Origin of the sequence: Vibrio sp. 2304 (assembly GCF_033339475.1) — a bacterium.
GTDB classification, from domain to species: Bacteria; Pseudomonadota; Gammaproteobacteria; order Enterobacterales; family Vibrionaceae; genus Vibrio; species Vibrio alginolyticus.
In genome coordinates this window covers 555,667-577,400 of sequence record NZ_JAWOUQ010000001.1, presented here as the reverse complement: position 1 = coordinate 577,400, position 21,734 = coordinate 555,667, and the positions used below count along the sequence as shown (strand labels likewise).

25 protein-coding genes are annotated in these 21,734 nt (G+C 43.9%); 15 read left to right on the top strand and 10 right to left on the bottom strand.

The window, feature by feature from the left end:
* Positions 1-11 precede the first annotated feature (11 nt).
* Entirely contained in the window at positions 12-515 is a 504-nt protein-coding gene (gene hutX, locus R7P64_RS02685) for a heme utilization cystosolic carrier protein HutX (RefSeq protein ID WP_132936320.1), read from the bottom strand.
* 32 nt (positions 516-547) lie between these two features.
* Positions 548-1,918 carry a heme anaerobic degradation radical SAM methyltransferase ChuW/HutW gene (gene hutW / locus R7P64_RS02680; protein ID WP_213897561.1) on the bottom strand — a complete coding sequence of 457 codons (1,371 nt, stop codon included), beginning with the start codon at positions 1,916-1,918 and terminating at the stop codon, positions 548-550.
* 160 nt (positions 1,919-2,078) lie between these two features.
* On the opposite strand from hutW, the gene R7P64_RS02675 reads away from it, so the two are divergent.
* The 6 genes from R7P64_RS02675 to R7P64_RS02650 are packed head-to-tail and all read left to right on the top strand — an operon-like array spanning position 2,079 to position 6,657.
* Positions 2,079-2,822 carry an energy transducer TonB gene (locus R7P64_RS02675; protein ID WP_021707650.1) on the top strand — a complete coding sequence of 248 codons (744 nt, stop codon included), beginning with the start codon at positions 2,079-2,081 and terminating at the stop codon, positions 2,820-2,822.
* A complete protein-coding gene (locus R7P64_RS02670) occupies positions 2,822-3,520 on the top strand; it encodes a MotA/TolQ/ExbB proton channel family protein (RefSeq protein WP_005385044.1) in 699 nt (232 codons plus the stop codon). The genes R7P64_RS02675 and R7P64_RS02670 overlap by 1 nt, the downstream gene beginning before the upstream one ends.
* Positions 3,517-3,930: an ExbD/TolR family protein gene (locus R7P64_RS02665; RefSeq protein ID WP_005375322.1), complete on the top strand. Its 414-nt coding sequence runs from the start codon at positions 3,517-3,519 to the stop codon at positions 3,928-3,930. The genes R7P64_RS02670 and R7P64_RS02665 overlap by 4 nt, the downstream gene beginning before the upstream one ends.
* A 28-nt stretch (positions 3,931-3,958) precedes the next feature.
* Positions 3,959-4,828, top strand: a complete 870-nt coding sequence (locus R7P64_RS02660; protein WP_005375320.1) for a heme/hemin ABC transporter substrate-binding protein — start codon at positions 3,959-3,961, stop codon at positions 4,826-4,828.
* Positions 4,829-4,837: 9 nt separating this feature from the next.
* Positions 4,838-5,875: an iron ABC transporter permease gene (locus tag R7P64_RS02655; RefSeq protein ID WP_318123143.1), complete on the top strand. Its 1,038-nt coding sequence runs from the start codon at positions 4,838-4,840 to the stop codon at positions 5,873-5,875.
* A complete protein-coding gene (locus tag R7P64_RS02650) occupies positions 5,875-6,657 on the top strand; it encodes a heme ABC transporter ATP-binding protein (RefSeq protein ID WP_213893294.1) in 783 nt (260 codons plus the stop codon). The genes R7P64_RS02655 and R7P64_RS02650 overlap by 1 nt, the downstream gene beginning before the upstream one ends.
* A 113-nt stretch (positions 6,658-6,770) precedes the next feature.
* Here R7P64_RS02650 and R7P64_RS02645 read toward each other — a convergent pair whose 3' ends face one another.
* Positions 6,771-7,232 (bottom strand): TetR/AcrR family transcriptional regulator, encoded by a 462-nt coding sequence (locus R7P64_RS02645; RefSeq protein ID WP_005385033.1) that lies wholly within the window; start codon positions 7,230-7,232, stop codon positions 6,771-6,773.
* Between the two features lie 607 nt (positions 7,233-7,839).
* On the opposite strand from R7P64_RS02645, the gene R7P64_RS02640 reads away from it, so the two are divergent.
* Positions 7,840-8,139: a YfcZ/YiiS family protein gene (locus tag R7P64_RS02640; protein ID WP_005375307.1), complete on the top strand. Its 300-nt coding sequence runs from the start codon at positions 7,840-7,842 to the stop codon at positions 8,137-8,139.
* Between the two features lie 88 nt (positions 8,140-8,227).
* Here the strand turns inward: R7P64_RS02640 and R7P64_RS02635 are convergent, their stop codons facing one another.
* The gene (locus R7P64_RS02635; RefSeq protein ID WP_213866218.1) at positions 8,228-8,500 is read right to left on the bottom strand and encodes a YnjH family protein; all 273 of its coding nucleotides are present in this window, start codon (positions 8,498-8,500) and stop codon (positions 8,228-8,230) included.
* A gap of 319 nt (positions 8,501-8,819) precedes the next feature.
* Between R7P64_RS02635 and R7P64_RS02630 the strand changes: the two genes are divergently transcribed.
* On the top strand, positions 8,820-9,419 hold the full coding sequence (locus tag R7P64_RS02630; protein ID WP_318123142.1) for a hypothetical protein: 600 nt from the start codon (positions 8,820-8,822) through the stop codon (positions 9,417-9,419).
* 74 nt (positions 9,420-9,493) lie between these two features.
* Here the strand turns inward: R7P64_RS02630 and R7P64_RS02625 are convergent, their stop codons facing one another.
* Complete coding sequence (locus R7P64_RS02625; protein ID WP_005385027.1) at positions 9,494-10,603, bottom strand: 1-acyl-sn-glycerol-3-phosphate acyltransferase; 1,110 nt, start codon at positions 10,601-10,603, stop codon at positions 9,494-9,496.
* Positions 10,604-10,794: 191 nt separating this feature from the next.
* Between R7P64_RS02625 and R7P64_RS02620 the strand changes: the two genes are divergently transcribed.
* On the top strand, positions 10,795-11,403 hold the full coding sequence (locus R7P64_RS02620) for an AraC family transcriptional regulator (RefSeq protein WP_213866217.1): 609 nt from the start codon (positions 10,795-10,797) through the stop codon (positions 11,401-11,403).
* A 127-nt stretch (positions 11,404-11,530) separates the two neighbouring features.
* Here the strand turns inward: R7P64_RS02620 and R7P64_RS02615 are convergent, their stop codons facing one another.
* Positions 11,531-12,013: a hypothetical protein gene (locus R7P64_RS02615; RefSeq protein ID WP_017635276.1), complete on the bottom strand. Its 483-nt coding sequence runs from the start codon at positions 12,011-12,013 to the stop codon at positions 11,531-11,533.
* Positions 12,014-12,027: 14 nt separating this feature from the next.
* Positions 12,028-12,561, bottom strand: a complete 534-nt coding sequence (locus R7P64_RS02610; RefSeq protein ID WP_005375300.1) for a nicotinate-nicotinamide nucleotide adenylyltransferase — start codon at positions 12,559-12,561, stop codon at positions 12,028-12,030.
* A 178-nt stretch (positions 12,562-12,739) separates the two neighbouring features.
* Here R7P64_RS02610 and nadE point away from each other — a divergent pair, with 178 nt between their 5' ends.
* Positions 12,740-13,570 (top strand): ammonia-dependent NAD(+) synthetase, encoded by an 831-nt coding sequence (gene nadE, locus R7P64_RS02605; protein ID WP_053350088.1) that lies wholly within the window; start codon positions 12,740-12,742, stop codon positions 13,568-13,570.
* Between the two features lie 100 nt (positions 13,571-13,670).
* Here the strand turns inward: nadE and R7P64_RS02600 are convergent, their stop codons facing one another.
* The gene (locus R7P64_RS02600) at positions 13,671-15,488 is read right to left on the bottom strand and encodes a hybrid-cluster NAD(P)-dependent oxidoreductase (RefSeq protein ID WP_318118382.1); all 1,818 of its coding nucleotides are present in this window, start codon (positions 15,486-15,488) and stop codon (positions 13,671-13,673) included.
* 267 nt (positions 15,489-15,755) lie between these two features.
* Between R7P64_RS02600 and R7P64_RS02595 the strand changes: the two genes are divergently transcribed.
* Together R7P64_RS02595 and pyrC are read left to right on the top strand one after the other, a co-directional pair.
* Positions 15,756-15,920, top strand: a complete 165-nt coding sequence (locus tag R7P64_RS02595) for a YqaE/Pmp3 family membrane protein (RefSeq protein WP_005375297.1) — start codon at positions 15,756-15,758, stop codon at positions 15,918-15,920.
* A gap of 155 nt (positions 15,921-16,075) precedes the next feature.
* Positions 16,076-17,104, top strand: coding sequence for a dihydroorotase (pyrC, locus tag R7P64_RS02590; protein ID WP_301875134.1), 1,029 nt, complete (start codon positions 16,076-16,078; stop codon positions 17,102-17,104).
* 95 nt (positions 17,105-17,199) lie between these two features.
* Here the strand turns inward: pyrC and R7P64_RS02585 are convergent, their stop codons facing one another.
* Complete coding sequence (locus R7P64_RS02585) at positions 17,200-18,105, bottom strand: DUF808 domain-containing protein (protein WP_213867848.1); 906 nt, start codon at positions 18,103-18,105, stop codon at positions 17,200-17,202.
* A 172-nt stretch (positions 18,106-18,277) separates the two neighbouring features.
* Here R7P64_RS02585 and R7P64_RS02580 point away from each other — a divergent pair, with 172 nt between their 5' ends.
* Entirely contained in the window at positions 18,278-19,195 is a 918-nt protein-coding gene (locus R7P64_RS02580; RefSeq protein ID WP_213873858.1) for a M14 family metallocarboxypeptidase, read from the top strand.
* Here R7P64_RS02580 and R7P64_RS02575 read toward each other — a convergent pair.
* Positions 19,190-19,978, bottom strand: a complete 789-nt coding sequence (locus R7P64_RS02575; RefSeq protein WP_213885923.1) for an AraC family transcriptional regulator — start codon at positions 19,976-19,978, stop codon at positions 19,190-19,192. The genes R7P64_RS02580 and R7P64_RS02575 overlap by 6 nt on opposite strands.
* Positions 19,979-20,076: 98 nt before the next feature.
* Between R7P64_RS02575 and R7P64_RS02570 the strand changes: the two genes are divergently transcribed.
* Both R7P64_RS02570 and R7P64_RS02565 read left to right on the top strand, forming a co-directional pair.
* A complete protein-coding gene (locus R7P64_RS02570; RefSeq protein WP_017821248.1) occupies positions 20,077-20,982 on the top strand; it encodes a DMT family transporter in 906 nt (301 codons plus the stop codon).
* 145 nt (positions 20,983-21,127) lie between these two features.
* Entirely contained in the window at positions 21,128-21,613 is a 486-nt protein-coding gene (locus R7P64_RS02565) for an acyl-CoA thioesterase (RefSeq protein ID WP_005375279.1), read from the top strand.
* The last annotated feature ends 121 nt before the right edge of the window (positions 21,614-21,734 follow it).

Below are 21,734 nucleotides of genomic sequence, written 5' to 3'. Positions count from 1 at the left end.
TATGTTTGTGATTACTTTTTTAATTCGGCTTGTAGGGCGCGAAATGCAGTTACTTGCTCTTCAATCAACTCGCGCTTTTCGTTACGGCCTAAATAAACCTTGAAAATATTGCTTCCGCACTCTGAGAAAAAACCAAAATAGTGGCTCTCTCTACCCATAAACGGTTTACTGACTAATGCGACATTTTTAACGTTATCTAATTTAAGGTGGCCGTGCAGTTCACCTTCTCTACCCATTAAATTGTAATAACCACGCGCCACTTTTCCTTTTGGAAACGGCGCTTTAACTTCAAAGATAGAACCAAAAGAGTGGACGATGGTCGTCACCGGGCCAAAACCAACCAAACTTTCTAAGATGCTTTGCGCTTGCTCTCCTGGTGCAATAGCCACCATTTCCTGAGGTAGAGCCGCAACAACCTCAAACTCGGAAATGCCAAGACGCTCTGCCATCGCAGCTGGCAATAATCGTGGTTCTTGCTCTAGTAATACTTCAACTTGTTGCTTGATTGATTCCATTGTGTCTTCCGTTTTTGTTCAATTTGTTTTCATTAATTATTGGATGCTTTCGGTACGGTTTCGTTCATCTCCGACGTGAGTACCTGAATACAACTTTGAGCCAATGACACTGCCCAGAAGCTGCCTGCAAGAGTAAGGACTGCGCTACGTTCATGTAGTTGTACTAAGCCTTTCGCTTGCCACACTTTAAATAGAGGCAATAAAAACCCGAACGCGTCCTCTCCCATAAATGATGGAAGTTGATTTGCTTGAACAATGCCACGGTCAAACGCAGATTTGAGTGCAGAAAAAAGTGGTTCTAGAGGGCTTTGCTTCATCATCATCGCGATGGTGCTTTGACCTTCTTTGACCGCTTTAATATAGGTCTCTAGTGTGCGGTGTTGCATCATCCCGTAGCCACCGATATTACCTCCAGCACCACAGCCAATTGGCAATACCTCTGCATAAGTCTTGGCTAAACTATTGTATAAACTACGCTCGCGGTTATCGATTGCCCAATGGTTCACGCTAAGTTGCTTCATATGGTGTTTGGCCATAAAGTTCACACCGAACTCATACATTCCCGCTTTTTCTGGTGTGGTCGCAGGTGGCGGGATTTTTCCCTTTTCTACGAGGTTGAGCATGGGAGCTGACCCACCAACCACTAACTGATACAAGTCCAGTCCGTGTGCGCCAGTCGAGAGGAAATCATTTAAATCTTGCTCTAACACTTCTTTGGTTTGATAAGGTAAGCCATAGAGTAAATCGATAATGACCGGAATTTTGTCTTCTTTGGCGATCTCGCTCACCCGTTTGAGGACATCTTCTCTATCATCTAAACGTTTTGCGCTGCGGCGCACTTGTGTATTAAAACTTTGCACACCAAAAGAGAAACGATTAAACCCACCGTCTAAAGCGCCTTGATACAACTCATCAGAAAAACGATTGATGCGACCTTCTAAGGTGATTTCGCAGTCTGCGGCCAAAGGAAAGTGGTCTCGGATAGCCTGGCCTAACACACGAACCTGTATTGGAGATAAATCCGTTGGCGTTCCGCCCCCGATATATACGGCGTGAAAAATACCATTTTGTGTCCAAGGTAATGCCGCTTTCTCTCTAAGCTCCTGCATTAATGCTTCAAAGTACTCATCAACCAGTGTGCGACTTGCAGCATTTTGAAAGAAGTTACAAAAAGTGCAACGAACGCGACAAAACGGAACATGAATATAAAGACAGCGCTTATTGGTCGCTTTAATTGAGTTAGCCGTAATACTCGAAAAAATCGCCTGTTGTTGAGACGAGGGCACAGGTACGCTCGCTCCCCCGGCATGTGCAGAATGCTTCTTAACAAAAGCAAATCGCAATGGATCAGGACTATCACTGCCCAACACTGATTCATCAAGCTTATCGATATCGACGCTCATATATACTCGCTTAACTCCCATCATGTAAGGGATGGAAGCTGATCTTAAAAATTCTGCAAGAATCATAATTTGAGCGTAATGATAATGCAATTGATAATTGATCTTATTTCTATTGTAAGTAATAATCTGCCCAAGTTTTCATAGTTTCCCGAGATATTCCGTGAACGTACAAAGATATGTCATTGCAGGAGGTGCTTCCCTTGCCATCCATGCCGCACTTCTTTTTGTTTCTCAAGAGACAAAGGTGTTCGCGATGCCGGCTGGAAACCCAGCAAGTTCGGTAAGTCTAAATCTTGTGTCTGCTCCTCCCGCTGTCGAAAAATCTACACCAGAAAATGTAGCGCCACCAAAAGAGCAGCCTCAAGACCAACCTGAACCAGAAAAGAAGATTGTAAAAAAACAGGTCGTCAAGAAAGACGCTGTTAAGAAGAAGGTAGTAGAGAAAAAACCAGAACCGGTTAAACAATCTAAACCTAAAACGGTCGAGCCCACCAAAACCGTAACAAAGCAAAAGGTTCAGCCCGAAGCGAAACCAAAGAAAAAAACGGAACCGGTGAAGAAAGAGACGGTAGCTCAACAATCCGCACCTGCGAGCCAATCCAAAGGGGCAACGTCTCAGCCTGTCTTGGTAGACAAACCAACGTTTGTGAGTCAACCAACACAACCCCGTTACCCAAGGTCTGCACAAAGACGCGGTATTGAAGGTGTAGCCTTGTATGAGATATGGCTAGATGAGAATGGTAACCAGATTAAACAGGTTTTGATTGAGTCTTCCGGCACAGAGTCGCTAGATGCCTCAGCACTTCGTGCGATCAAACAGTGGCAATTTACACCACATATTTCAGGTGGGCTAAAAGTCGCTCACCGAGTACAAGTACCTGTTCGTTTTAAGTTGGATGGATAATGGAACAACTACAAGAATTACAAACTCAATTTGGGCTGATGACATGGCCTTTGATCATTTGCTCAGCTCTAACCGTGATGATCATCGCCGAGCGATTATTCCATGTGTTAATTAGCCTTGGTGTAGGAAAGCGAGCCATTCGCCAAAAGCTCACAGGATTAGACCCAACAAATGGGAGCGAACTTGAAGCACTTGCTGAAGAGTTGTCGAATAAGCGGCCGCTTCTGTACCGTGGTGTTGCGATGTTGCTTGCTCATCATTCTTTCTCTAAATCTTTAAGAGAGGATGCCGCAGGTATTTGGCTGCAAGAAAAACGCCATCAGCTGCATTCCGGCCTTCGTTTGCTGACGCTGATTGGCGTCATCAGCCCTTTAATTGGCTTGCTTGGTACGGTACTTGGCTTAATTGACATGTTTAAAGGCATCGCGGTTTCAACGGGGAATATCACTCCGAATGATTTGGCTGACGGCCTAGGTCTTGCTATGCGCACCACTGCCGCGGGTCTCATTATCGCACTTCCTGCCATTTCAGGAGCGCAGATCATTGGTTTGTGGGCGGATCGTGTAATCGCCAAGCTTGAGCACACTTTAAACTACGTCAACTTATGGCTTGAAGGTATCTCGTTACAGCATGTCTCGCCAGACCACTCAAAAGTAACACTGCGCTCTTCTGAGAAGATTGAGGCAGCAACTCAATGATTAAAACACCACAAGAAAATAGTCGTAACGGTTTAACCCCCGATTTAACACCGCTGTTAGACATTATTTTTATCGTCATGGTTTTCCTGATGTTAACCGCAGCGGTCAAACTCGATTCATTAGACGTCAATTTACCGAGCACAGAATCTCAGGCTGTTGCAGATGTCGATAAGCAATCCATCACGGTAAATATTCTTAAAGACGAGCCTTACTGGGCTATTAACGGCAAGACATATATCGATTGGGACAACTTTACCCTCGCGCTGTTAGAAGAGAGTAAGTCAAGCGATAAACCGATTGTAATTGGAGCAGAAAAAACCGCGAATATTCAGTCGCTAGTACAACTTCTCGGCTTTTTACAAGAAAACGGAATTCAAGCAACTCAGTTACTCACTGAAGAGCCATCATAAAAATAAGTAAGATAGAGATCCTTTCAAAATGAAGAACACACGCATCACTATTCATGCTGTTGTCACGGCAGCTATTTCCCTACTTGCGAGTAGTCAACTTTTTGCCAATGAAACGCCATCCTCAGAGCGCGTTGTTAGCGCAGGCAGCGCCGTCACTGAACTCTTGCTTGAACTCGACGCTAAAGATAGCTTGGTTGCTATCGACGTCACCAGTCAATTACCAAAAGGAATGGAACTGCCTAAAGTGGGCTACCATCGTCGTCTTTCAGCGGAGGGGTTGCTCGCCTTACGTCCGACAAAAGTCATTGGTTCTGATGAGATGGGGCCGAAAACAACATTGAGCCAATTGAAATCGGCTGGCGTAGATGTAGAAATCGTTAATACTGATGCAAATGTCGAGGGCCTTTATCAACGTATTGATCAAATTGCGAACCTTATGGATCGCAAAGCTCAAGCTGAAAGCTTAAAGCAAGATGTCCAGGCGCAAGTACAAGCACTCAATGCAAACCAACCTGATCAAGCGAAGAAAAAGAAAGTGCTCTTTCTGCTGATCCATGAAGGGCGACCTGCAAATGTTGCGGGCTCACAAACGACACCCGATGCAATTATTCAACTCGCCGGCGGACAAAACCCAGCCGCTACACAACTCTCGTCTTACAAGCCTCTATCCACAGAAGCGATGGTAGAGATGCAGCCTGACGTGATTCTTGTTAGTGGTCGCAGCTATGAAACGTTGGGTGGTGCCGATGCAATTTTAAAAGCAATGCCGCTTCTTGCTGCAACACCCGCTGGAAAGAACAAAGACATCATAACGATTGATGGCCATGCTCTGGTAGGTGGTTTGGGCCTTAAAAGCCTTGCAGAAGCTAAACGCTTGAATGCACTGCTTTACCCATAGAGACATGACATGTTGTTAAGACGCATCCCCCTTTCAACGACGTTATCAGTGCTTAGTGGATTTTTAGCATTTATTGCTATCGCCTCTATTACCGTTGGCCCAATGAACATTAGCTTTGCTGACAGTTTGCGTAGCCTAACGGGAGGCAGTTCTGATCTCGCTCCTCACATTCAGTTGGTCATTAACGAAATCCGATTGCCTCGCACCATTTTGTGTATGTTCATCGGCGCCATTTTGGCAGTTTGTGGTGTGGTTATGCAGGGCTTGTTCCGTAACCCATTAGCCGAGCCTGGTATCATTGGTGTGTCTGCTGGCGCTGCTCTTGGTGGTGCATTCGCTATTGTTGTATTTGCTGAATTTAGCCAAAACTATCCGCAACTAATGAACTTAGCGGCTCTGCCTCTTTTTGCTTTCCTTGGCGGTGCACTAACGACTATTCTCGTTTATAAACTCGGCACAAGTAAGTTTGGTACCTCAGTTACAATTATGTTGTTAGCCGGCGTTGCCATCAGCGCGCTCTCGGGTGCTGCGATTGGTTACATGAACTTTATCGCAGATAATCAGATGCTGCGAGACTTGACGCTTTGGTCGATGGGCTCATTAGCTGGTGCAAATTGGTCAGGGATTGCTCTATCTGCTATAACACTCGTCATCCTATTGCTCTGGTTTCAGAAGAAGTCGATGGCGCTGAATGCTCTGTTGTTAGGGGAATCAGAAGCAAGACACTTAGGAGTTCCGGTTCAAAAACTCAAACGTCAGCTTATTTTACTTTCTGCACTGGGTGTTGGTATTACGGTGAGCATCAGTGGTGCAATTGGCTTTATTGGGCTCGTGATTCCTCACTTAGGGCGCATGCTCGCTGGGCCTGACCATCGAACGCTATTACCAATATCTGCCTTAATGGGAGCACTGCTTCTTACTGCCGCAGATATGTTTGCTCGTGTTGCCGTGGCACCAGCTGAATTACCAGTTGGAATCGTGACCGCATTGATTGGCGCGCCCTTTTTCATCTACTTATTGTTCCAGCAAAAAGGGAAGATTTTGTAATGAACCAGATCGTTTTATCGGGGAAAAACATTTCGATGACATATGGCAACCGTGTGGTGCTCGATGACATCAACATTGATATCCGAGCTGGTGAAGTGACCGCCCTACTCGGCCCCAATGGCGCAGGTAAAAGTACTTTACTCAAGCTTCTATGCGGTGAGATCTCTTCGAATCATCACATCACCTACTTCGGTAAACAAAAGCATGATTGGGAGCCTGAAAAAAGCGCCAAACATATTGCAATGCTCCCGCAGCACAGCACCTTAACCTTCCCATTTCTAGCCAGAGAAGTAGTAGAGCTGGGGGCAATACCGCTATCACTGTCCAATAAAGAAACCACTAAACTGGCTTTACAGTACATGGAACAAACCGACGTATTGCATTTAGCAGAAAGCCTGTACCCGTCTTTATCTGGTGGAGAAAAGCAACGACTGCATCTAGCACGAGTGATGACACAACTACATCAATCTGGCGAAAAACGAATCTTAATGCTTGATGAACCTACCTCTGCGTTGGATCTCGCCCATCAACACAACACGTTAAAAATTGCTCGTGAAACGGCAAAAGCACAGAACGCTGCGGTGGTTGTGGTGTTACATGACTTGAATCTAGCCTCTCAGTACGCGGACCGCCTTGTACTCTTGCATAACGGGAAACTAGTTTGTGATGACACGCCATGGAATGCACTAACGTCAGAGCGCATTGAACAAGTTTATGGCTATCGCTCTATTGTGACAAAACATCCGACGCTAGACTTCCCTCAAGTGCATGCCGCAGCATAAAGCGTATCTCCTCTAAAGCCGTCTCGAAAACACTTTGATACGACAAAGGCCCGCAATATGAGAGTTGCGGGCCTTTGCTTTGATATTGGCAGAATTTGTTGCTTTAAAGGCTATTACTTGCTCATTTGGATCAATGAACGACCAATCAACCACTCAAGCTCTTTGTCACCACCCGCACCAAACTGGCTTTCAACCATTTTGTATAAGCGGTCAATACCATTAGCAGCAAATTCTTGCGCATTTTCAGCGGTGACAATGTGATGGAATAGCAGTCGTAAAATCGCGAGGAACTCAGCATCTTCCAGCGCTTTAATCCAACTTTGTGAAAATGCATTTAATCCTTTATCAAACTCTAAGTGTTCAATAAACATTTTAAAGATACGGCCATCCAGTGCTGCGGTGAAGTCCGTTTTCTTAGGGAAGTGATGGCTAATACCGGTACGCGATATACCTGTCTGCTGGCTTAGCGTCGTGTACGACATTTTGTCGTAACCTAATCTGAGTAGCTGATCAATAACGGCATCCATGATCTTTTGGATAGTGATTTCGGTATCTTCTTTACTACGCTTTGGCATATTTTAAGCTCTTCTCTTTGTAAATCCATCTAACTCACTATTAAATGAGGCCAGAATGAAATCATTCTTAGCATTATACCCGGCTCGCCGATGCGGTTCGATTAGCGAAAACCTAGAAATCAGGTTGCTAAGCGCTGCACTTGAAAGCGCTTTGGGTATATGTATTGCGACTATTTAATATCATGTCGAGTTCCAAACCATAACGTCTTTACACTGCGTAATGTGTAATTTTCAGTTATGTTTTTGTCAATACATGCTACTCAAAATAAGGCGAAAAGTTAGTCTCATCAAAACCTTGCGCCAATTATTCATCGAAACTATTCAAAGACCAAGAATGATAATTATTAAAAATAATCAATCAAGAAATAGTCTTATAAATTAACCATTAGTTCAACTGGACTGAGCAAAATCTCGTCACTATGTTCGTTAATTGATTTTAAATGTTGATATATATCACATTAACGTTCTTGATGATTTAGTAATCCAATCTTTAACCCTTACTTAACAAGTGCCTATTCTGTTCCTTTTTTACGCAAAAGTCGTCATTTTTGTAGATACAGATCAAATACCTGATAGAATACCCTTAGTATTTACAAGAGGATTCGTTATGAGTGTCGAATTAGAAAAAAACCAAGTATGTGAGGCCTGCGGCTGTGCTGGCGAGATTGGCTTTATCATCAAAGAAGGTGACGAAGTTGCCGACGTAACGGTTTTCGCACAGACAAAAACAGAGCTAGAGTCTGAACTACAAAAATACATCGAGCTCGCTAAATCAGTATGTGCTGATGTTGAATACAATGTTTCAGAAATAACCGAAGAATCGAACCAAGCGACGGCTCGATTCAAATTTGAAGTAAGTGCTGAAAAACTTATCTTTGAATTAAAAACGCGCTCACTCGCGCGTTAATGAAAAAAGCGAGCATGATGCTCGCTTTTTATTTTTCCAATCTCTTAATCTTAAACCGCTCTAAATGAAACAGACAACTTCGGCGCGTTTATTTATCTTTTCTGAACACGACCCACTTTAACGAGCCATTGGTTTCAAAATCGTTCTCAGCGGTACACATCAGTAATACGCCTTCAACATTAATCACGGCCCCTGTGGTGTAGGCTTTATCATCGTAGTAACAGATACGCTGACCTACCTTACCGTCAGCAACTATTAGCGCTTTGTTTTCTGGTGTACTGTATGATTTAGCAAAAACGGAACCCGACAGCAGTACTGCAAAAACACCAGCGGTAAAAATAGATACACTTTTTAACTTCATGAAAATCTCCCTCAAACCTCAATAATACTAACAAGGACCTTTGTGAAGTTCTTGGAAGAATCTCATATTATTCAAATATCTACTGATATTTTTCTCACCTCTACACTTGGGTCTGCTTCACATTCAATCATTTAATTTATCTCATTTTAGTAAGCTTGAAGTTACTTAGCTCAGTAAAGAAGCGCACACTTTTAACGTGTATCTCTAATTTGAATATTTAAGTTATGAATCAAAAACTGTGAGCAAAAAATGCATAATAGGTTTATTTAAGTATAAGATAAGCACCTGTTGATCTCGGTATTTAACTAACTCTTTGACTATGCGTTTTGTTTCCCTATGCCTTACTTCAATCCTACTCTGCTCGTCTCCTTTGGCATATGAGCTAGATTACTATTCTAAGTTTGGTCACATCGATAATTACGGCAATCTTGATCTTAGAAACAAGCCTTACACCCAACTACCCTCTGGCCTAATGGTAAAGGGCAACTTAAACATCTCACAAACCCCTATCAAAACCTTGCCTAAAGGGCTTGATGTTGAAGGCAGTCTGGAAGCAACTAACAGCGCACTCAAAGTTATTCGCTCAGGAACAAAGATAAAAGGCTATGCAAACCTACTAGGTAGTAAGATCGAAAACTGGCCTAAAGGCATCAAACTAGGCGGTTACCTAAATCTGACAGATACACCGTTAAAAGCGCTTCCAGCTAAACTTCGAGTAAAAGGTGATCTAAGTGTTATTCGCACTCCCATTTCTGAACTTCCTGAAGGATTGGTGGTTGATGGTAATCTTTATATTGGAGGATCAGCGCTGAAAGTATTTCCAGACACAATGACGGTGAAAGGGAATATCTATTTAGGTGGTAACAGGATCACCAAATGGCCTAGCAATTTAACCCTTGGTGGCGCCGTCGCACCTTAAAGAGCAGATAAACAAAAGCCCCGGCAGACCGAGGCTTTAAGGCATTCTGAATCAACAGAGTTCAGTGACGAAAGTTACTCTTGGTTATTCACAGGATTGGCATAGCTCGCCACCAAATAAGGTCTTGCGCCTTCAGGTAGCTGATCCAACTTATCCGCGAGATGACGCTTAACTGCTTCCGTAATGATGCTCGAATCTTCATGCCCAGCAGCTAACAAGTTGATTGGGTACAACTTGTAGTTGTTGTGAATTTGGCGGTCGATTTCACCAGCAAGAGATTCCGGCGTTTCAAACTCTTGCTCAATCACATCACCAAACGCAACATGTACACGGCCTTTATAGCCAACGATACCTTGAATGATGCTTTCGATATCTTCAAATTCGCCTTTTTCATAGCGGCCATTTTCTGCTTTTTCGTACAGCTCTTTTGCTTTGGCAATGTCACATGGATCATTTTCATAGGCAATCGAGACAGGAACGATTTTCAGAGAACGCGTGTACTCACCAAAGCTGATCTTTTGTTTACGACCTTCAACATGGAACATTTTTAAAATCGCAGGATCAGTAAAGTCGTTTCCATCTTTAGCACGGCCTTCCTTTTGGGCAATCCAAATTGAATTGCCAGTATCAAGCGAATGTTTGATATAGCTTGAAAGTTGTCCCAATGCTTTCATCATTTCTCTAGGCGCTTTAGCAGAGCGCTTAACGATGAAGCTCTTATTGAGTCGCATCAATTCTGTCGCACATGGCTTCTTCAGCAGGTTATCGCCAATCGCTATACGAACTGTACGGTGCCCACTTTGGTACAAGCCATAGTTTACGAGCGCAGGGTCCATCGCAATATCACGGTGGTTAGAAACGAATAGGTATGACGTGTTTTTATCCAGCTTATCCAAACCAGAAAAAGTGACGCCATCCGTTGTCTTATTCAATGTATCTTTCAGATACTTCTTCACTTCAATCTGAATTGCTTCGACAGAATCAAGCTTGCTCCACTTAGCTTTCAGGTAGATGCGCAGGATCGGGCTCATTAGCGTTTTGAACCATGCTGCTTTATTAGCAAAGCGATGTTCTAGGATAGCAGTGATAAATTCATCATCTTGAATTAGACGATCCAGCGCTGCTGGAATTTCTTCGTCGTTGTAAGGACGAATTTCAATATAAGGATCGGTATTGGCTGTCATTGTTCATTACATATCAAAAAAAGCTGGCACATTTTACGCATAGTTTTGCTGACAAGCAGCATTTCAACCCATACTTTTAACATGGTCATACCAGTTAAGCCACCATTTATCATGCTAAAAAATTCTCTCAGCAGGTTGGAATCGTATGGGTTTAACGTTACCCTTAGCGCCAAAAAACACTGGTACTCATAATGAACTACGCAATTGAATTTCACGACGCTAAATACCCCTTTCTTGATGTAGCTGCGCGTAAAAAAGCATTGAAGCACAGTCTACTGTCTGTCATCGAAGGGTTAGCCGTCATTAAATTGGGTAAGCAGGAGTATGCCATTGAACCAGGCCAATATTTTTGGATTCCTCAAGGATGTTTGAGCTCCCTCACCTTTTTACCTAATTCTCGTGTATATCGTTGTGATTTTTCTGTGCGTTTAAATGACGACTTCTCACAACAGGCGGGCTTTGTGAAGCCTTCACCGCTACTCAAAGCGCTCGTCGAGAAGCTAGCAACAACTGCCGAACGCTCGGATCTGCAAACCGATCTACTGACAGTAGTAAGACATGAAATATTGACGCTGTCTCCTAAACTAGCGCACTCAACGTTAACGAGAACCATCAATCAATGGACTCCTGGCTGTGACATGAATATTTCTAAAGAGCTTTGCTTGGTACTAACACTACGTGAAGCAAGAAAAATGAAACTGTCGGGGAAGAAGGAAGAGCAAATTGTTGACTCTCTTTTTGCTGGTAACATCGAAGAATATGAACAGCTTTGCTTTTTAGTCTTTGGAGAAGCGCTATAACTTGCTCTTCAACAAGCTACGTGTTCAGCATTACGTAGAATTACGGACACAGAAAGTAGAGATTCAAGTAAAAGCAAAAAGGGCGTACATTGATAATGTACGCCCTTTTTTCATTTGCTTGAGGTGTCTAGAAAGGTACCTCTATCTGCATCATCCAGTCAGCGTCATAATATTCGTGCCAACGATAATCAAACCGCATTCTTGGCTGTCCGTCGGATTTATCACCAAAACCAACGCTGAACATCAACCCGTGACTACGAAGCCACTCTTCTGTATCCATTTTACTCTCTTCGTCTCGAAGCTCTTCCGGCATCCAAAAACCAAGACCAAAGTAATTCTTTTCTAAGTTTTGAGTTAGAAGTGGGGTGTCTTCCGGCTTAATCGCCCACTCCTCCCAATAGTTTTCTGTTGGTCCTTCAAGCTTCGCTTCCGCTGCATACCAAATCAATGCTTCAGTACTTAACACGCCGATGGAATCTAAAATTTCTTCACAGATTGGAAGCGTGTTATCTTCAAACACCACGGAACGATCAGAAAAATAGTTACACGCGGAATGAGCTTGTGTCACCACAAGCAGCGCACATGCACTAAATAAAACGACTCTGACCATGAAAATCTGACCTCTCAGTTCCCAGACAATGTTTCTCTGTATAAGCCTTTACTAAGTAATAAATCACGTACGGAAGGTGTTGTATAGGCGCCGATCTCTTCACCCTCGGCCAATGCTTTGCGAATATCCGTGCTTCTGACTTTTACTTTTTCAGGACATGCCATAACAGTCCAACGTTCCGTAATCTCTTCAGCTCTACTAAATTTAGCAAATTTGAAGAAATTATCAGGACCAATGACAAAAGTTATATCGGCAGTTGGGTAGATTTCTTGAATTTTTTCTAACAACGCATAGGTCGTCACACTTTGTCCAGGTTGGTATAAAGCTTGCTCTGCATCAGAACGCTGAACATTAGAAAGCCCCATATCCTTGATGAACGCATCAACCATTTTGCACCGAGTTGGGTAATCAAGCATGTTCTTGCCCCAAGCGTGTGCAATGCTTGGCTCAAGTAGCACAAGATCAAAGTGGCTCAATGACTCAATAACACTTTTATGCCCTAAACTAGGTGGGTTAAATGCACTACCAAAAATGGCGATTTTTTTCATATCCGGTGATTACCTGGTTGAAGAGAGTTTTCTAATCTGATGATTTCGGTATGATACTACTAATCTTTACAGCTTTTGACCCTAAAGTCGCGTTTAATGAGCCTCAACTGTATGGTTTATCACCATTTGAGCAAATGTGCTTTAGAGTCTGAAATATTTGCAGGAAAAGGAACCCTAAATGGAACAATCCATCCGTGACGAAATGCGCGTACTCCCTTCAATTGATCCGCATTTTGAAATTGAACGCCGTGTCGCTTTTATTAAGCGTAAATTGCAAGAAGCGGGCTGTAAGTCTCTTGTTCTTGGCATCAGCGGTGGCGTTGACTCAACGACATGCGGTCGTTTAGCTCAGTTGGCTGTAGACCAACTGAACGAAGAAGCGGGCAACAACAGCTACCAATTTATCGCAGTTCGCCTGCCTTATGGGGAGCAAAAAGATGAAGATGAGGCTCAGCTCGCTCTGTCTTTTATCCAGCCAACCCATTCTGTATCGGTAAACATCAAAGCAGGTGTTGATGGGCTTCATTCGGCTTCTCACGTTGCATTAGAAGGTACAGGTCTTTTACCAACTGATGCAGCAAAAGTCGACTTCGTAAAAGGCAATGTAAAAGCGCGTGCTCGCATGGTTGCTCAATACGAGATCGCGGGCTACGTAGGCGGCCTTGTTCTTGGTACTGATCACTCAGCAGAAAACATCACTGGTTTCTACACTAAATTTGGTGATGGCGCTTGTGACATGGCACCATTGTTCGGATTAAGTAAGCGCCAAGTTCGTGAAGTGGCTGCTACATTGGGTGCACCTGAGCAACTAGTGAAGAAAGTGCCAACAGCAGACTTAGAAGAGCTTGCTCCACAAAAAGCAGATGAAGATGCCCTAAGCTTAACTTACGAGCAAATCGACGATTTCTTAGAGGGCAAACCCGTTCCACAGCAAGTGAGTGACCGTCTGGTAGCGATTTACAAAGCAACGCAGCACAAACGCCAGCCAATCCCGACGATTTACGACTAAGCGATATTTTCAGCTCTCTTTAAAACTCAAAACGCTGCTAAAAATAGCAGCGTTTTTTTGTCTAGGAACAGTTTTTGTCGAAGGAAAAAGGTGCTCTCGCCTAGTTGGTTACTGTTACGTCCGTCTCTGGCACAGCACAACACGCCAATACGGTTCCCATTGCACGTTCCTCATCAGTCAACGCGGGCACGTCCGGATGATGTACTTGACCCGACGTAAGCTGAACTTTACAGGCACCACATAAGCCTGCACGACAGCTATTGCTGATGACCTTCCCAGCATCTTCGAGCTGATCTAACAACGTTTTTTGGTTGTTGCCTACGAATTTAGTTCCATTAAAGTCAATAGCGAGACTCTTCTCTGGCTTTGACGTAAGAGAAGAAACTCCAAACGCTTCTTGATGGTAGTTTTCCTCTGGCAGCCCTTTTCTTAGCAGGAGATTTTTCGCTTTCTCCATAAAACCATCAGGACCACACACAAACACTTGGCGCTGTTCAACATCTTTGATTTGCTTAATGTGTGACAAACTTAAACGCCCTTTTAACCCAAACCAATCAACGGGAGGCTGCGTTAAACAGACTTTTACTTCTAGCCCTGGGTGCTCACGCTTTAACTGCTCCAACTCTGAGCGACAAGGAATATCATTTTCGGTCCGACATTGATGGTAGAAAACCACGTTCTCCAACTGATTATGATCCGCTAAGTAACGTACCATCGATAGCATTGGTGTTACTCCGCTACCCGCAGAGAGTAACAATAGAGGCTGCGCTTCATGCGTTTTTAGGTGGAACTGGCCATCAGGTTGTTCTGCCTCTAAAACATCACCGACTTGTAAGTTGTCTAAGAGTGAGTTAGAGACTCTTCCACCCGCGATACGCTTTACAGAAATAGCATAACGACCCGGGCGAGAAGGACTGGATGACAAGGTATAGCGTCGACCCACTTTCTTACCATCAATATTCACCTCTATTGGCAGGTGTTGTCCTGGCAAGTAATTAGGCAAAGAACCTTTGTTTGGCTCTAACCATAAGGTCACAAAGTCTTGGGCAATTTCTCCACGCTCAACACATGTAAGCTTCATGCGCACTGGCGAGTTATCTGCGTAAAACTCCGGCTCTTTGTACTCCAATACTTCAACTTTATCGCCTTGACGAATAATGCCTTCATTTCGCGCGACAAGATTCTGGCCAAAGAACACACCACCGACATCGTTTGCACGGAACTGTTGCAAGGTTTTGAGCGGCTCTTTGCTCTCACGGAATGTGCCTCTTTGGGTATTCACCGTAGTCAGGATACAGCGCTCGCAAGGTTTGAGAGACTCAAACTCTACCTCACCGATTCGTATGCGCTTCCATGAATCTTCTTCAAATGGCTTAGTATCAGAGACAACTAAGTTAGTACGAAACTGATCCATTGAGTGTAGCTCTGAACTTCTTCGGTTCAGCTCATCAAGTGAAGCTTGGCTGATCACTAAAACCGGATAACCATCAGCAAAACTGACGTTTTGACCTAGCTTTTCACGGACACGATTCGATTGCTCACCACTAAACAACAACTCAACGCGTTGCCCCAACACACGACTAAACCAGTCATCTGCATCATCTGTCGTGGTATAGGCAGTAAATGTATCTTTCCAAACCGTTGCAGGTGTCTCCTGCATTTTGAAATCTTGGTAACGGATTTTAAGTGGCTCCATACCCAAACTACTAAACACCACTCCATCGGACAATAAGGCAGACTTAATAGTTACCATTTGCGGATACTTTCGCGCAGTGATCATCGAGCCATCAGCTTTCGCAATCATAAAGCGACGATCGAAGCTCAATCCTTGCTTCTCAACCCATACGGACGACAGCGATAATCCGCCAACTGACTTAACCGGAAAAACATTAATTTGGGATAAAATGGGTTGCGACATGGCCTTCTTCCTACGGGTGTTTTTTATTTGTTGCGGTATTGTATACTCAAATCAAATTAAGTTGCAGAGTCTACTGCCTCTTCATCCATCGCAACTTTCTCGAAACCATATTCTTATAAATTTGGTTTTAGTGACAAGTATTTACTACACTCAATATTCGCGTTTTTTAACACCGTTCTGACCAAATACCGTTTGATAAAGTGTGATACGACACACATAATTCACCCAAGTTATCACTACTCCCATTTATCGATTTGGAGCTTAATTATGGATACAAGAAAACTGGTTCTGATTTTGTTATGTATCTTTCTTCCGCCTGTCGCGGTGTTTATGGAGAAAGGTCTAAATAAAGACTTTTTGATCAACCTAATCTTGACGTGTTTCTTCTTTCTACCAGGTACGATCCACGCGCTTTGGTTAACAATGAAGTAACCACTTACACTCTCACTCTTTATAAAATTGAAAAATGGGATGAAATATGAGGGCAATTCCTCTATCATCCTGTCGCCTAAGCGCAAGCGTTTGCTCAAAAGCAAATACGGCGCTTAGGCTCCAATCAGACAACTTTTCAATGGTGGGAGCAATTAATGACAACACTGACTATCACTCGTCCTGACGACTGGCACGTTCACTTACGCGATGGGGAAGTTCTTAAAGACACCGTTCGCGACATCAGCCGCTACAATGGCCGTGCGCTGATTATGCCAAATACCGTCCCACCTGTTACTACAACTGAGCTCGCCCTAGCCTACCGTGACCGAATTATTAAAGAGCAACATGGCGAACAGTTTGAGCCTTTAATGGCGCTTTACCTTACAGATAACACGACACCAGACGAAATACGTAAGGCTAAAGCCACCGGACACATTGTTGCTGCCAAGCTTTATCCTGCAGGCGCTACCACAAACTCAGATTCCGGTGTGACCAATGCGAAGAACATTTATCACGTTTTAGAAGCGATGGAAGAAGTCGGAATGTTACTTCTGGTTCATGGCGAAGTAACACATCACGATGTTGATATCTTCGACCGAGAGAAAGAATTCCTTGATACTGTCCTCGCTCCTATCGTCAATGATTTCCCTAATCTTAAAATCGTACTAGAACATATCACCACCGCCGACGCAGCAAACTTCGTTAACAACGCCTCAGACAACGTAGCGGCTACCATCACTGCCCACCACCTTCTTTTCAACCGTAACCACATGCTTGTGGGTGGTATTAAACCTCATTTCTACTGTTTGCCAATTCTTAAGCGCGGAACCCACCAGCAAGCGCTGATCGAAGCAGCAACTAGTGGTAGCAAGAAGTTTTTCCTAGGTACAGACTCAGCGCCACATGCGAAAGGGGCAAAAGAATCGGCTTGCGGTTGTGCTGGTTCTTACACTGCACACGCTGCGCTAGAGCTTTATGCAGAAGTCTTCGAAAAAGAAGGCAAGTTGGAAAACTTGGAAGCTTTCGCAAGCTTCAACGGTCCTGATTTTTACGGCATTGCACGTAACACAGATACAGTAACGTTAGAAAAATCCGCTTGGGATGTGCCAGAAACGATGCCATTTGGCAATGATATCGTTGTGCCTATTCGAGCAAATGAACAGATCGAGTGGAAAGTGAAGTAAGTACTTTACTGACGTTTCACCCATAAAACAGGGTCATGCTTTTTGTAAAAAGAAGTCATGACCCTTGTTATTATCGTCTCATGTTTTAGATGTGATTATTGACCACGAAGCTTTTCAACCATCGTCCATACCGCAACCACAACCACCCCCGCCACAAAGCCGATAATACCGTTCAATAAAATAGGCAAAATGGCTGTAGCAACCGAATGACCGCTAAAGTTCATAATAATCGGCTCTACAAAGTGATGAATGGCTGGCACGTTGTGCACCACAATTCCCCCACCCACCAAAAACATCGCAGCAGTTCCTACAATGGTTAACAACTTCATCAACTTTGGTGCAAAAGCGACCAAGGCCCCTCCGACTTTCGCCACCCAACCTTTACCGTTTGAGCGACTTTCAAGGTAAAGGCCTAAATCATCTAGCTTCACAATCCCAGCGACCAGTCCATAAACTCCAACCGTCATAATCACTGCAATTAAACTGACAACTAAAATTTGCGTAACAAGACTGGCTCCTGTCACGGTACCTAACGCAATCACGATGATTTCTGCTGAAAGGATAAAGTCTGTCCGAATCGCACCAGAAACTTTACGCTTTTCATACTCTTCTATCGACTCGCCAGTATTAACTAGCTCATCTTCTTCTTCGTGCGGATGCGAGTGAGGAAACACTTTCTCAAGTACTTTCTCTGCCCCTTCAAAGCAGAGAAATAAGCCGCCAATTAGCAATAATGGCATGATAAGCCATGGAATAATCGCGCTAATAAGTAAAGCTGAAGGAACTAAAATCAATTTATTTTTGAATGAGCCTTTTGCAACCGCCCAAACCACTGGAATCTCTCGCTCAGATGCAACACCAGACACTTGTTGAGCGTTTAACGCTAGATCATCTCCCAACACACCTGCGGTTTTCTTTGCCGCCATTTTTGACATTAAGGCGACATCATCAAGCACCGTGGCAATATCGTCCAACAGTGTGAGTAAACTTGCTCCAGCCATTTTTTGTCTCTTATATGAAATTGAGTAAGTAACAAAATGTAACACCAATGAATCACTCATCAAAGTGATGATTTTGCAAAGAATACCACCCCAAATGGTGTTTTATATTGCTGTAAAGATAAGACAGGTCTAGTCTTGTGATACCTTTCAGCAGTCAAAAGAAAAAGTATAGATGAAAAGTGGATACATTTACCCGATCGGTACTCCTGGCCAACCTTGGAACGAAGAAGAACGTAAAGCTTGGTTAGCAACGCAAGAAGTAAAACGTAGCTACCAAGATGAAGTCGTCAGTAAAATCGATGCCCTACGCGAGCGTTTTGATGTTGAACAATATGGGGCGCTCTCATACAACGAGGCACGCTTCCCTCTGTTTTGTATCAAAACACGCAATTGGGATTCAACTAAACCTGTTGTGTTGGTCACAGGCGGCGTGCACGGTTACGAAACCAGCGGTGTACATGGCGCATTAAAGTTTGTAGAAACAGAAGCAGAGCGCTATGCAGAGCATTTCAATATTGTCGTTGCACCCTGCGTAAGCCCTTGGGGTTACGAGGTGATCAACCGCTGGAATCCAAACGCGATTGATCCAAACCGCTCTTTCTATAAGGATAGCCCTGCCGAAGAGTCCGCTAACCTCATAAAGCTCGTTGCAACTTTAGGCGATGTGTTAATGCACATTGATCTACATGAAACGACAGATTCTGACGAAACTGAGTTCCGTCCAGCCTTAGCTGCTCGTGATGGTATTGAGTACATTGAAGGTATGATCCCAGATGGCTTTTACACGGTGGGAGATAGTGAAAACCCTCAGCCTGACTTCCAAAAAGCGGTCATTGAGTCAGTTGCAAAAGTGACTCACATTGCACCAGCAGATGAAAACGGCGAAATCATTGGTTCACCCGTCGTACAGTTTGGCGTTATCAACTACCCAATGGTAAAACTGGGCCTGTGTGGCGGCGTAACAAATTGCGTTTACGGCACGACAACGGAAGTGTACCCAGACAGCCCAACGGTGACCGACGAAGAATGCAACGATGCGCAAGTTGCAGCCGTGGTCGGTGGTCTGAATTACGTTCTGGCTCAGTTATAATAAGCGGTTCTTATATTGCTCCGGTGTCATGCCGGAGTATTTCTTGAACATCGCGATAAAAGGGCTAGCTTGGTTATAACCTAACGTCAGAGCGACTTCTTTTACGGTCTGCCCTTTACGCAACAACTCCATAGAATGTAAATATCGCACACGTAAGCGCCACTCAGTAAAGCTCATGCCTAACTCACTCTGGCAATGTCTCGCTAACGTGCGTTCAGTGGTGTGCACTTTTTCTGCCCATTCCGCCAAACTGATCTCATCCGTCGGCGATTCTTCTACCGCTTTTAAGATTGGCTGAAGATATTTGTTGTCGGTTGTCGGTAAAAAGTGATGTTCGACTTCTTGCTTTGCAAGCTGGTCCAATAACACTTGTACCAAGCGCTTGTCTTCATCAGTTTGCGCCACATTAATGTCTCGCTGACGAAAGTCCTCAATAATAGATGACACGATTGGAGTCACTTTGATCAAGCTCGTTTTGGTAGGAAAATGCGCTGTCAATTCAGGGGCAATGTTCAAAGAACAATATTCGATTGGCTTACGGTTGTAGCTAGTGTGACGAATTCCGGCGGGAACCCAAATAGCAAGATGTGGAGGTGCTAGAAATCTTGTGTCTTCTGCATCCATCTCCAGAATCCCACCGCTGATCAGTTGCACTTGCCCCCAAGGGTGGCTATGAATTCGTGTTTCTGTATTAGAGAGAAACGCTTCGAAATTCATAAATACATCTGATGGCGCACGATCGATTGATAAGGAGGGGTGAAGATTTCTGGCGCTCTTTTTCAAAATTGTCTTCCTATCGCTTACGATGTCTTTTAAGAGATACTTTTTATTATAAAGACCTGCCAGACTAGCGCCATCAATAATTGTGCAATAGGGTTCTCATGATTTATTTACTTCCGTTTTTCACCGTTATGATTTGGGGTGGTAACTCAATTGTGAACAAGATGGCAGCAAGCGCCATTGAACCAAGTGCGATGAGTTTCTACCGTTGGTTTGTCGCAATGGTACTCCTAACGCCATTTTGCCTGCCTGCAATCATCAAACAACGACACATTATTCGACCTTACTTAGCTAAGTTGGCGTTTCTTGCGTTACTTGGTATGGTTCTCAACCAGTCACTTGGATACTATGCCGGTTTAACAACAACGGCCTCTAATATGGCCCTGATCACCTCTTTAGTTCCTTTGATCAGTGTGTTTTTAAGTGTCCCATTGCTCGGTAAATCTATATCAATGTTAAGTATCGTCGGTGGTGTCATTTCGCTCGGCGGATTGGCATTTATGCTTGGTCACGGTGATATCACTTACTTTTTACATCAAGACTTAACGCAAGGTGACAGCTTAATGCTCGTTGCTGCCATGGTATACGCGGCTTATTGTGTTCTGCTAAAACGCTGGAAAATGCCATTCAGTAGTTTGACTCTGGTTTACATGCAGGGCTTCTTTTCTGTTTTGATGCTCACACCACTTTGGCTCTCTAGTGAGCAACTGTTACCAAGCCAAGACGCGCTACCATTAATCGCTTATGCTGGTATTGCTGCTTCCATTTTCGCGCCGCTGATGTGGGTCAAAGCGATTGACTCAATTGGTGCTGATTCAAGTGCTATGTTCATGAACCTAATGCCTGTGGTTTCCGTCATACTTGCTTCAACACTAATTGGTGAGAAAATTTACGCTTACCACATTATTGGTGGGTTGTTAGTCATCTCTGGCGTTATCTTGTCGCAAATAAAAGTAAGACAGAGAAAACCATTATCCAATTCTGAGATTGCCTCTACCGCCAATTAACATCTACACCCCAAGCCACAGAACTACGCTGTGGCTTGTCACTTCCAGCGTTCGAATAAAAGTTAATATTTTGTTTCATTCGCTATTCCCGAAAATTCATCTTGCTGCTAAATTGGGAAAACAATAACCCATCAAGGAAAGACAGATGAGCAGTGGTCAAAGAGACATTACCCTTCGCTTTTTAGCAGAACCCAGCGACGTAAATTTTGGCGGAAAAGTGCACGGCGGCGCCGTAATGAAATGGATCGACTTGGCAGCGTACGCCTGTTCTGCAGCGTGGAGTGGTAAATATTGCATTACCGCATATGCTGGCGGCATTCGGTTTGTTGCTCCGATTCATGTCGGCAACTTAGTCGAAGTTAGCGCGAAAGTCATTTATACCGGACGAAGCTCAATGCACATTGCGATTGACGTGCAAGCCAGTGATCCAAAGCAAATGAAAAACAGACTCACCACTCACTGTATCGTTATCATGGTTGCTGTAGATGAAAACGGAAAACCAACCGATGTACCGAAATGGATTCCAGAGTCAGATGAAGACAAAGCCTTAGAGCAATCCGCGATCCGTCTTATGAACATGCGTAAAGAGATTGGGGAAGAAATGGAAGCACACGTTAAATATCTCAAGTAACTGGCATCCGTTAAGAACGCTATTAAGTACCTCAACGTTACCTAGACCCAGAGTGTGGAGCAACATCATGGTTTTGCCATTTGTTTCACGCTCGCCCTTCTCTGTCATAAATCCTTCACCT

What these genes read in the sequence shown, in the direction of transcription:
- R7P64_RS02640 (WP_005375307.1), top strand. Translation starts at nt 7,840, where the DNA reads ATGAGTGTCGAATTAGAAAAAAACCAAGTATGTGAGGCCTGCGGCTGT.
- hutW (WP_213897561.1), bottom strand. Translation starts at nt 1,918, where the DNA reads ATGAGCGTCGATATCGATAAGCTTGATGAATCAGTGTTGGGCAGTGAT.
- nadE (WP_053350088.1), top strand. Translation starts at nt 12,740, where the DNA reads ATGGAACAATCCATCCGTGACGAAATGCGCGTACTCCCTTCAATTGAT.
- R7P64_RS02635 (WP_213866218.1), bottom strand. Translation starts at nt 8,500, where the DNA reads ATGAAGTTAAAAAGTGTATCTATTTTTACCGCTGGTGTTTTTGCAGTA.
- R7P64_RS02665 (WP_005375322.1), top strand. Translation starts at nt 3,517, where the DNA reads ATGATTAAAACACCACAAGAAAATAGTCGTAACGGTTTAACCCCCGAT.
- R7P64_RS02615 (WP_017635276.1), bottom strand. Translation starts at nt 12,013, where the DNA reads ATGGTCAGAGTCGTTTTATTTAGTGCATGTGCGCTGCTTGTGGTGACA.
- hutX (WP_132936320.1), bottom strand. Translation starts at nt 515, where the DNA reads ATGGAATCAATCAAGCAACAAGTTGAAGTATTACTAGAGCAAGAACCA.
- pyrC (WP_301875134.1), top strand. Translation starts at nt 16,076, where the DNA reads ATGACAACACTGACTATCACTCGTCCTGACGACTGGCACGTTCACTTA.
- R7P64_RS02570 (WP_017821248.1), top strand. Translation starts at nt 20,077, where the DNA reads ATGATTTATTTACTTCCGTTTTTCACCGTTATGATTTGGGGTGGTAAC.
- R7P64_RS02585 (WP_213867848.1), bottom strand. Translation starts at nt 18,105, where the DNA reads ATGGCTGGAGCAAGTTTACTCACACTGTTGGACGATATTGCCACGGTG.
- R7P64_RS02650 (WP_213893294.1), top strand. Translation starts at nt 5,875, where the DNA reads ATGAACCAGATCGTTTTATCGGGGAAAAACATTTCGATGACATATGGC.
- R7P64_RS02655 (WP_318123143.1), top strand. Translation starts at nt 4,838, where the DNA reads ATGTTGTTAAGACGCATCCCCCTTTCAACGACGTTATCAGTGCTTAGT.
- R7P64_RS02610 (WP_005375300.1), bottom strand. Translation starts at nt 12,561, where the DNA reads ATGAAAAAAATCGCCATTTTTGGTAGTGCATTTAACCCACCTAGTTTA.
- R7P64_RS02580 (WP_213873858.1), top strand. Translation starts at nt 18,278, where the DNA reads ATGAAAAGTGGATACATTTACCCGATCGGTACTCCTGGCCAACCTTGG.
- R7P64_RS02670 (WP_005385044.1), top strand. Translation starts at nt 2,822, where the DNA reads ATGGAACAACTACAAGAATTACAAACTCAATTTGGGCTGATGACATGG.
- R7P64_RS02630 (WP_318123142.1), top strand. Translation starts at nt 8,820, where the DNA reads ATGCGTTTTGTTTCCCTATGCCTTACTTCAATCCTACTCTGCTCGTCT.
- R7P64_RS02625 (WP_005385027.1), bottom strand. Translation starts at nt 10,603, where the DNA reads ATGACAGCCAATACCGATCCTTATATTGAAATTCGTCCTTACAACGAC.
- R7P64_RS02645 (WP_005385033.1), bottom strand. Translation starts at nt 7,232, where the DNA reads ATGCCAAAGCGTAGTAAAGAAGATACCGAAATCACTATCCAAAAGATC.
- R7P64_RS02565 (WP_005375279.1), top strand. Translation starts at nt 21,128, where the DNA reads ATGAGCAGTGGTCAAAGAGACATTACCCTTCGCTTTTTAGCAGAACCC.
- R7P64_RS02620 (WP_213866217.1), top strand. Translation starts at nt 10,795, where the DNA reads ATGAACTACGCAATTGAATTTCACGACGCTAAATACCCCTTTCTTGAT.
- R7P64_RS02600 (WP_318118382.1), bottom strand. Translation starts at nt 15,488, where the DNA reads ATGTCGCAACCCATTTTATCCCAAATTAATGTTTTTCCGGTTAAGTCA.
- R7P64_RS02660 (WP_005375320.1), top strand. Translation starts at nt 3,959, where the DNA reads ATGAAGAACACACGCATCACTATTCATGCTGTTGTCACGGCAGCTATT.
- R7P64_RS02595 (WP_005375297.1), top strand. Translation starts at nt 15,756, where the DNA reads ATGGATACAAGAAAACTGGTTCTGATTTTGTTATGTATCTTTCTTCCG.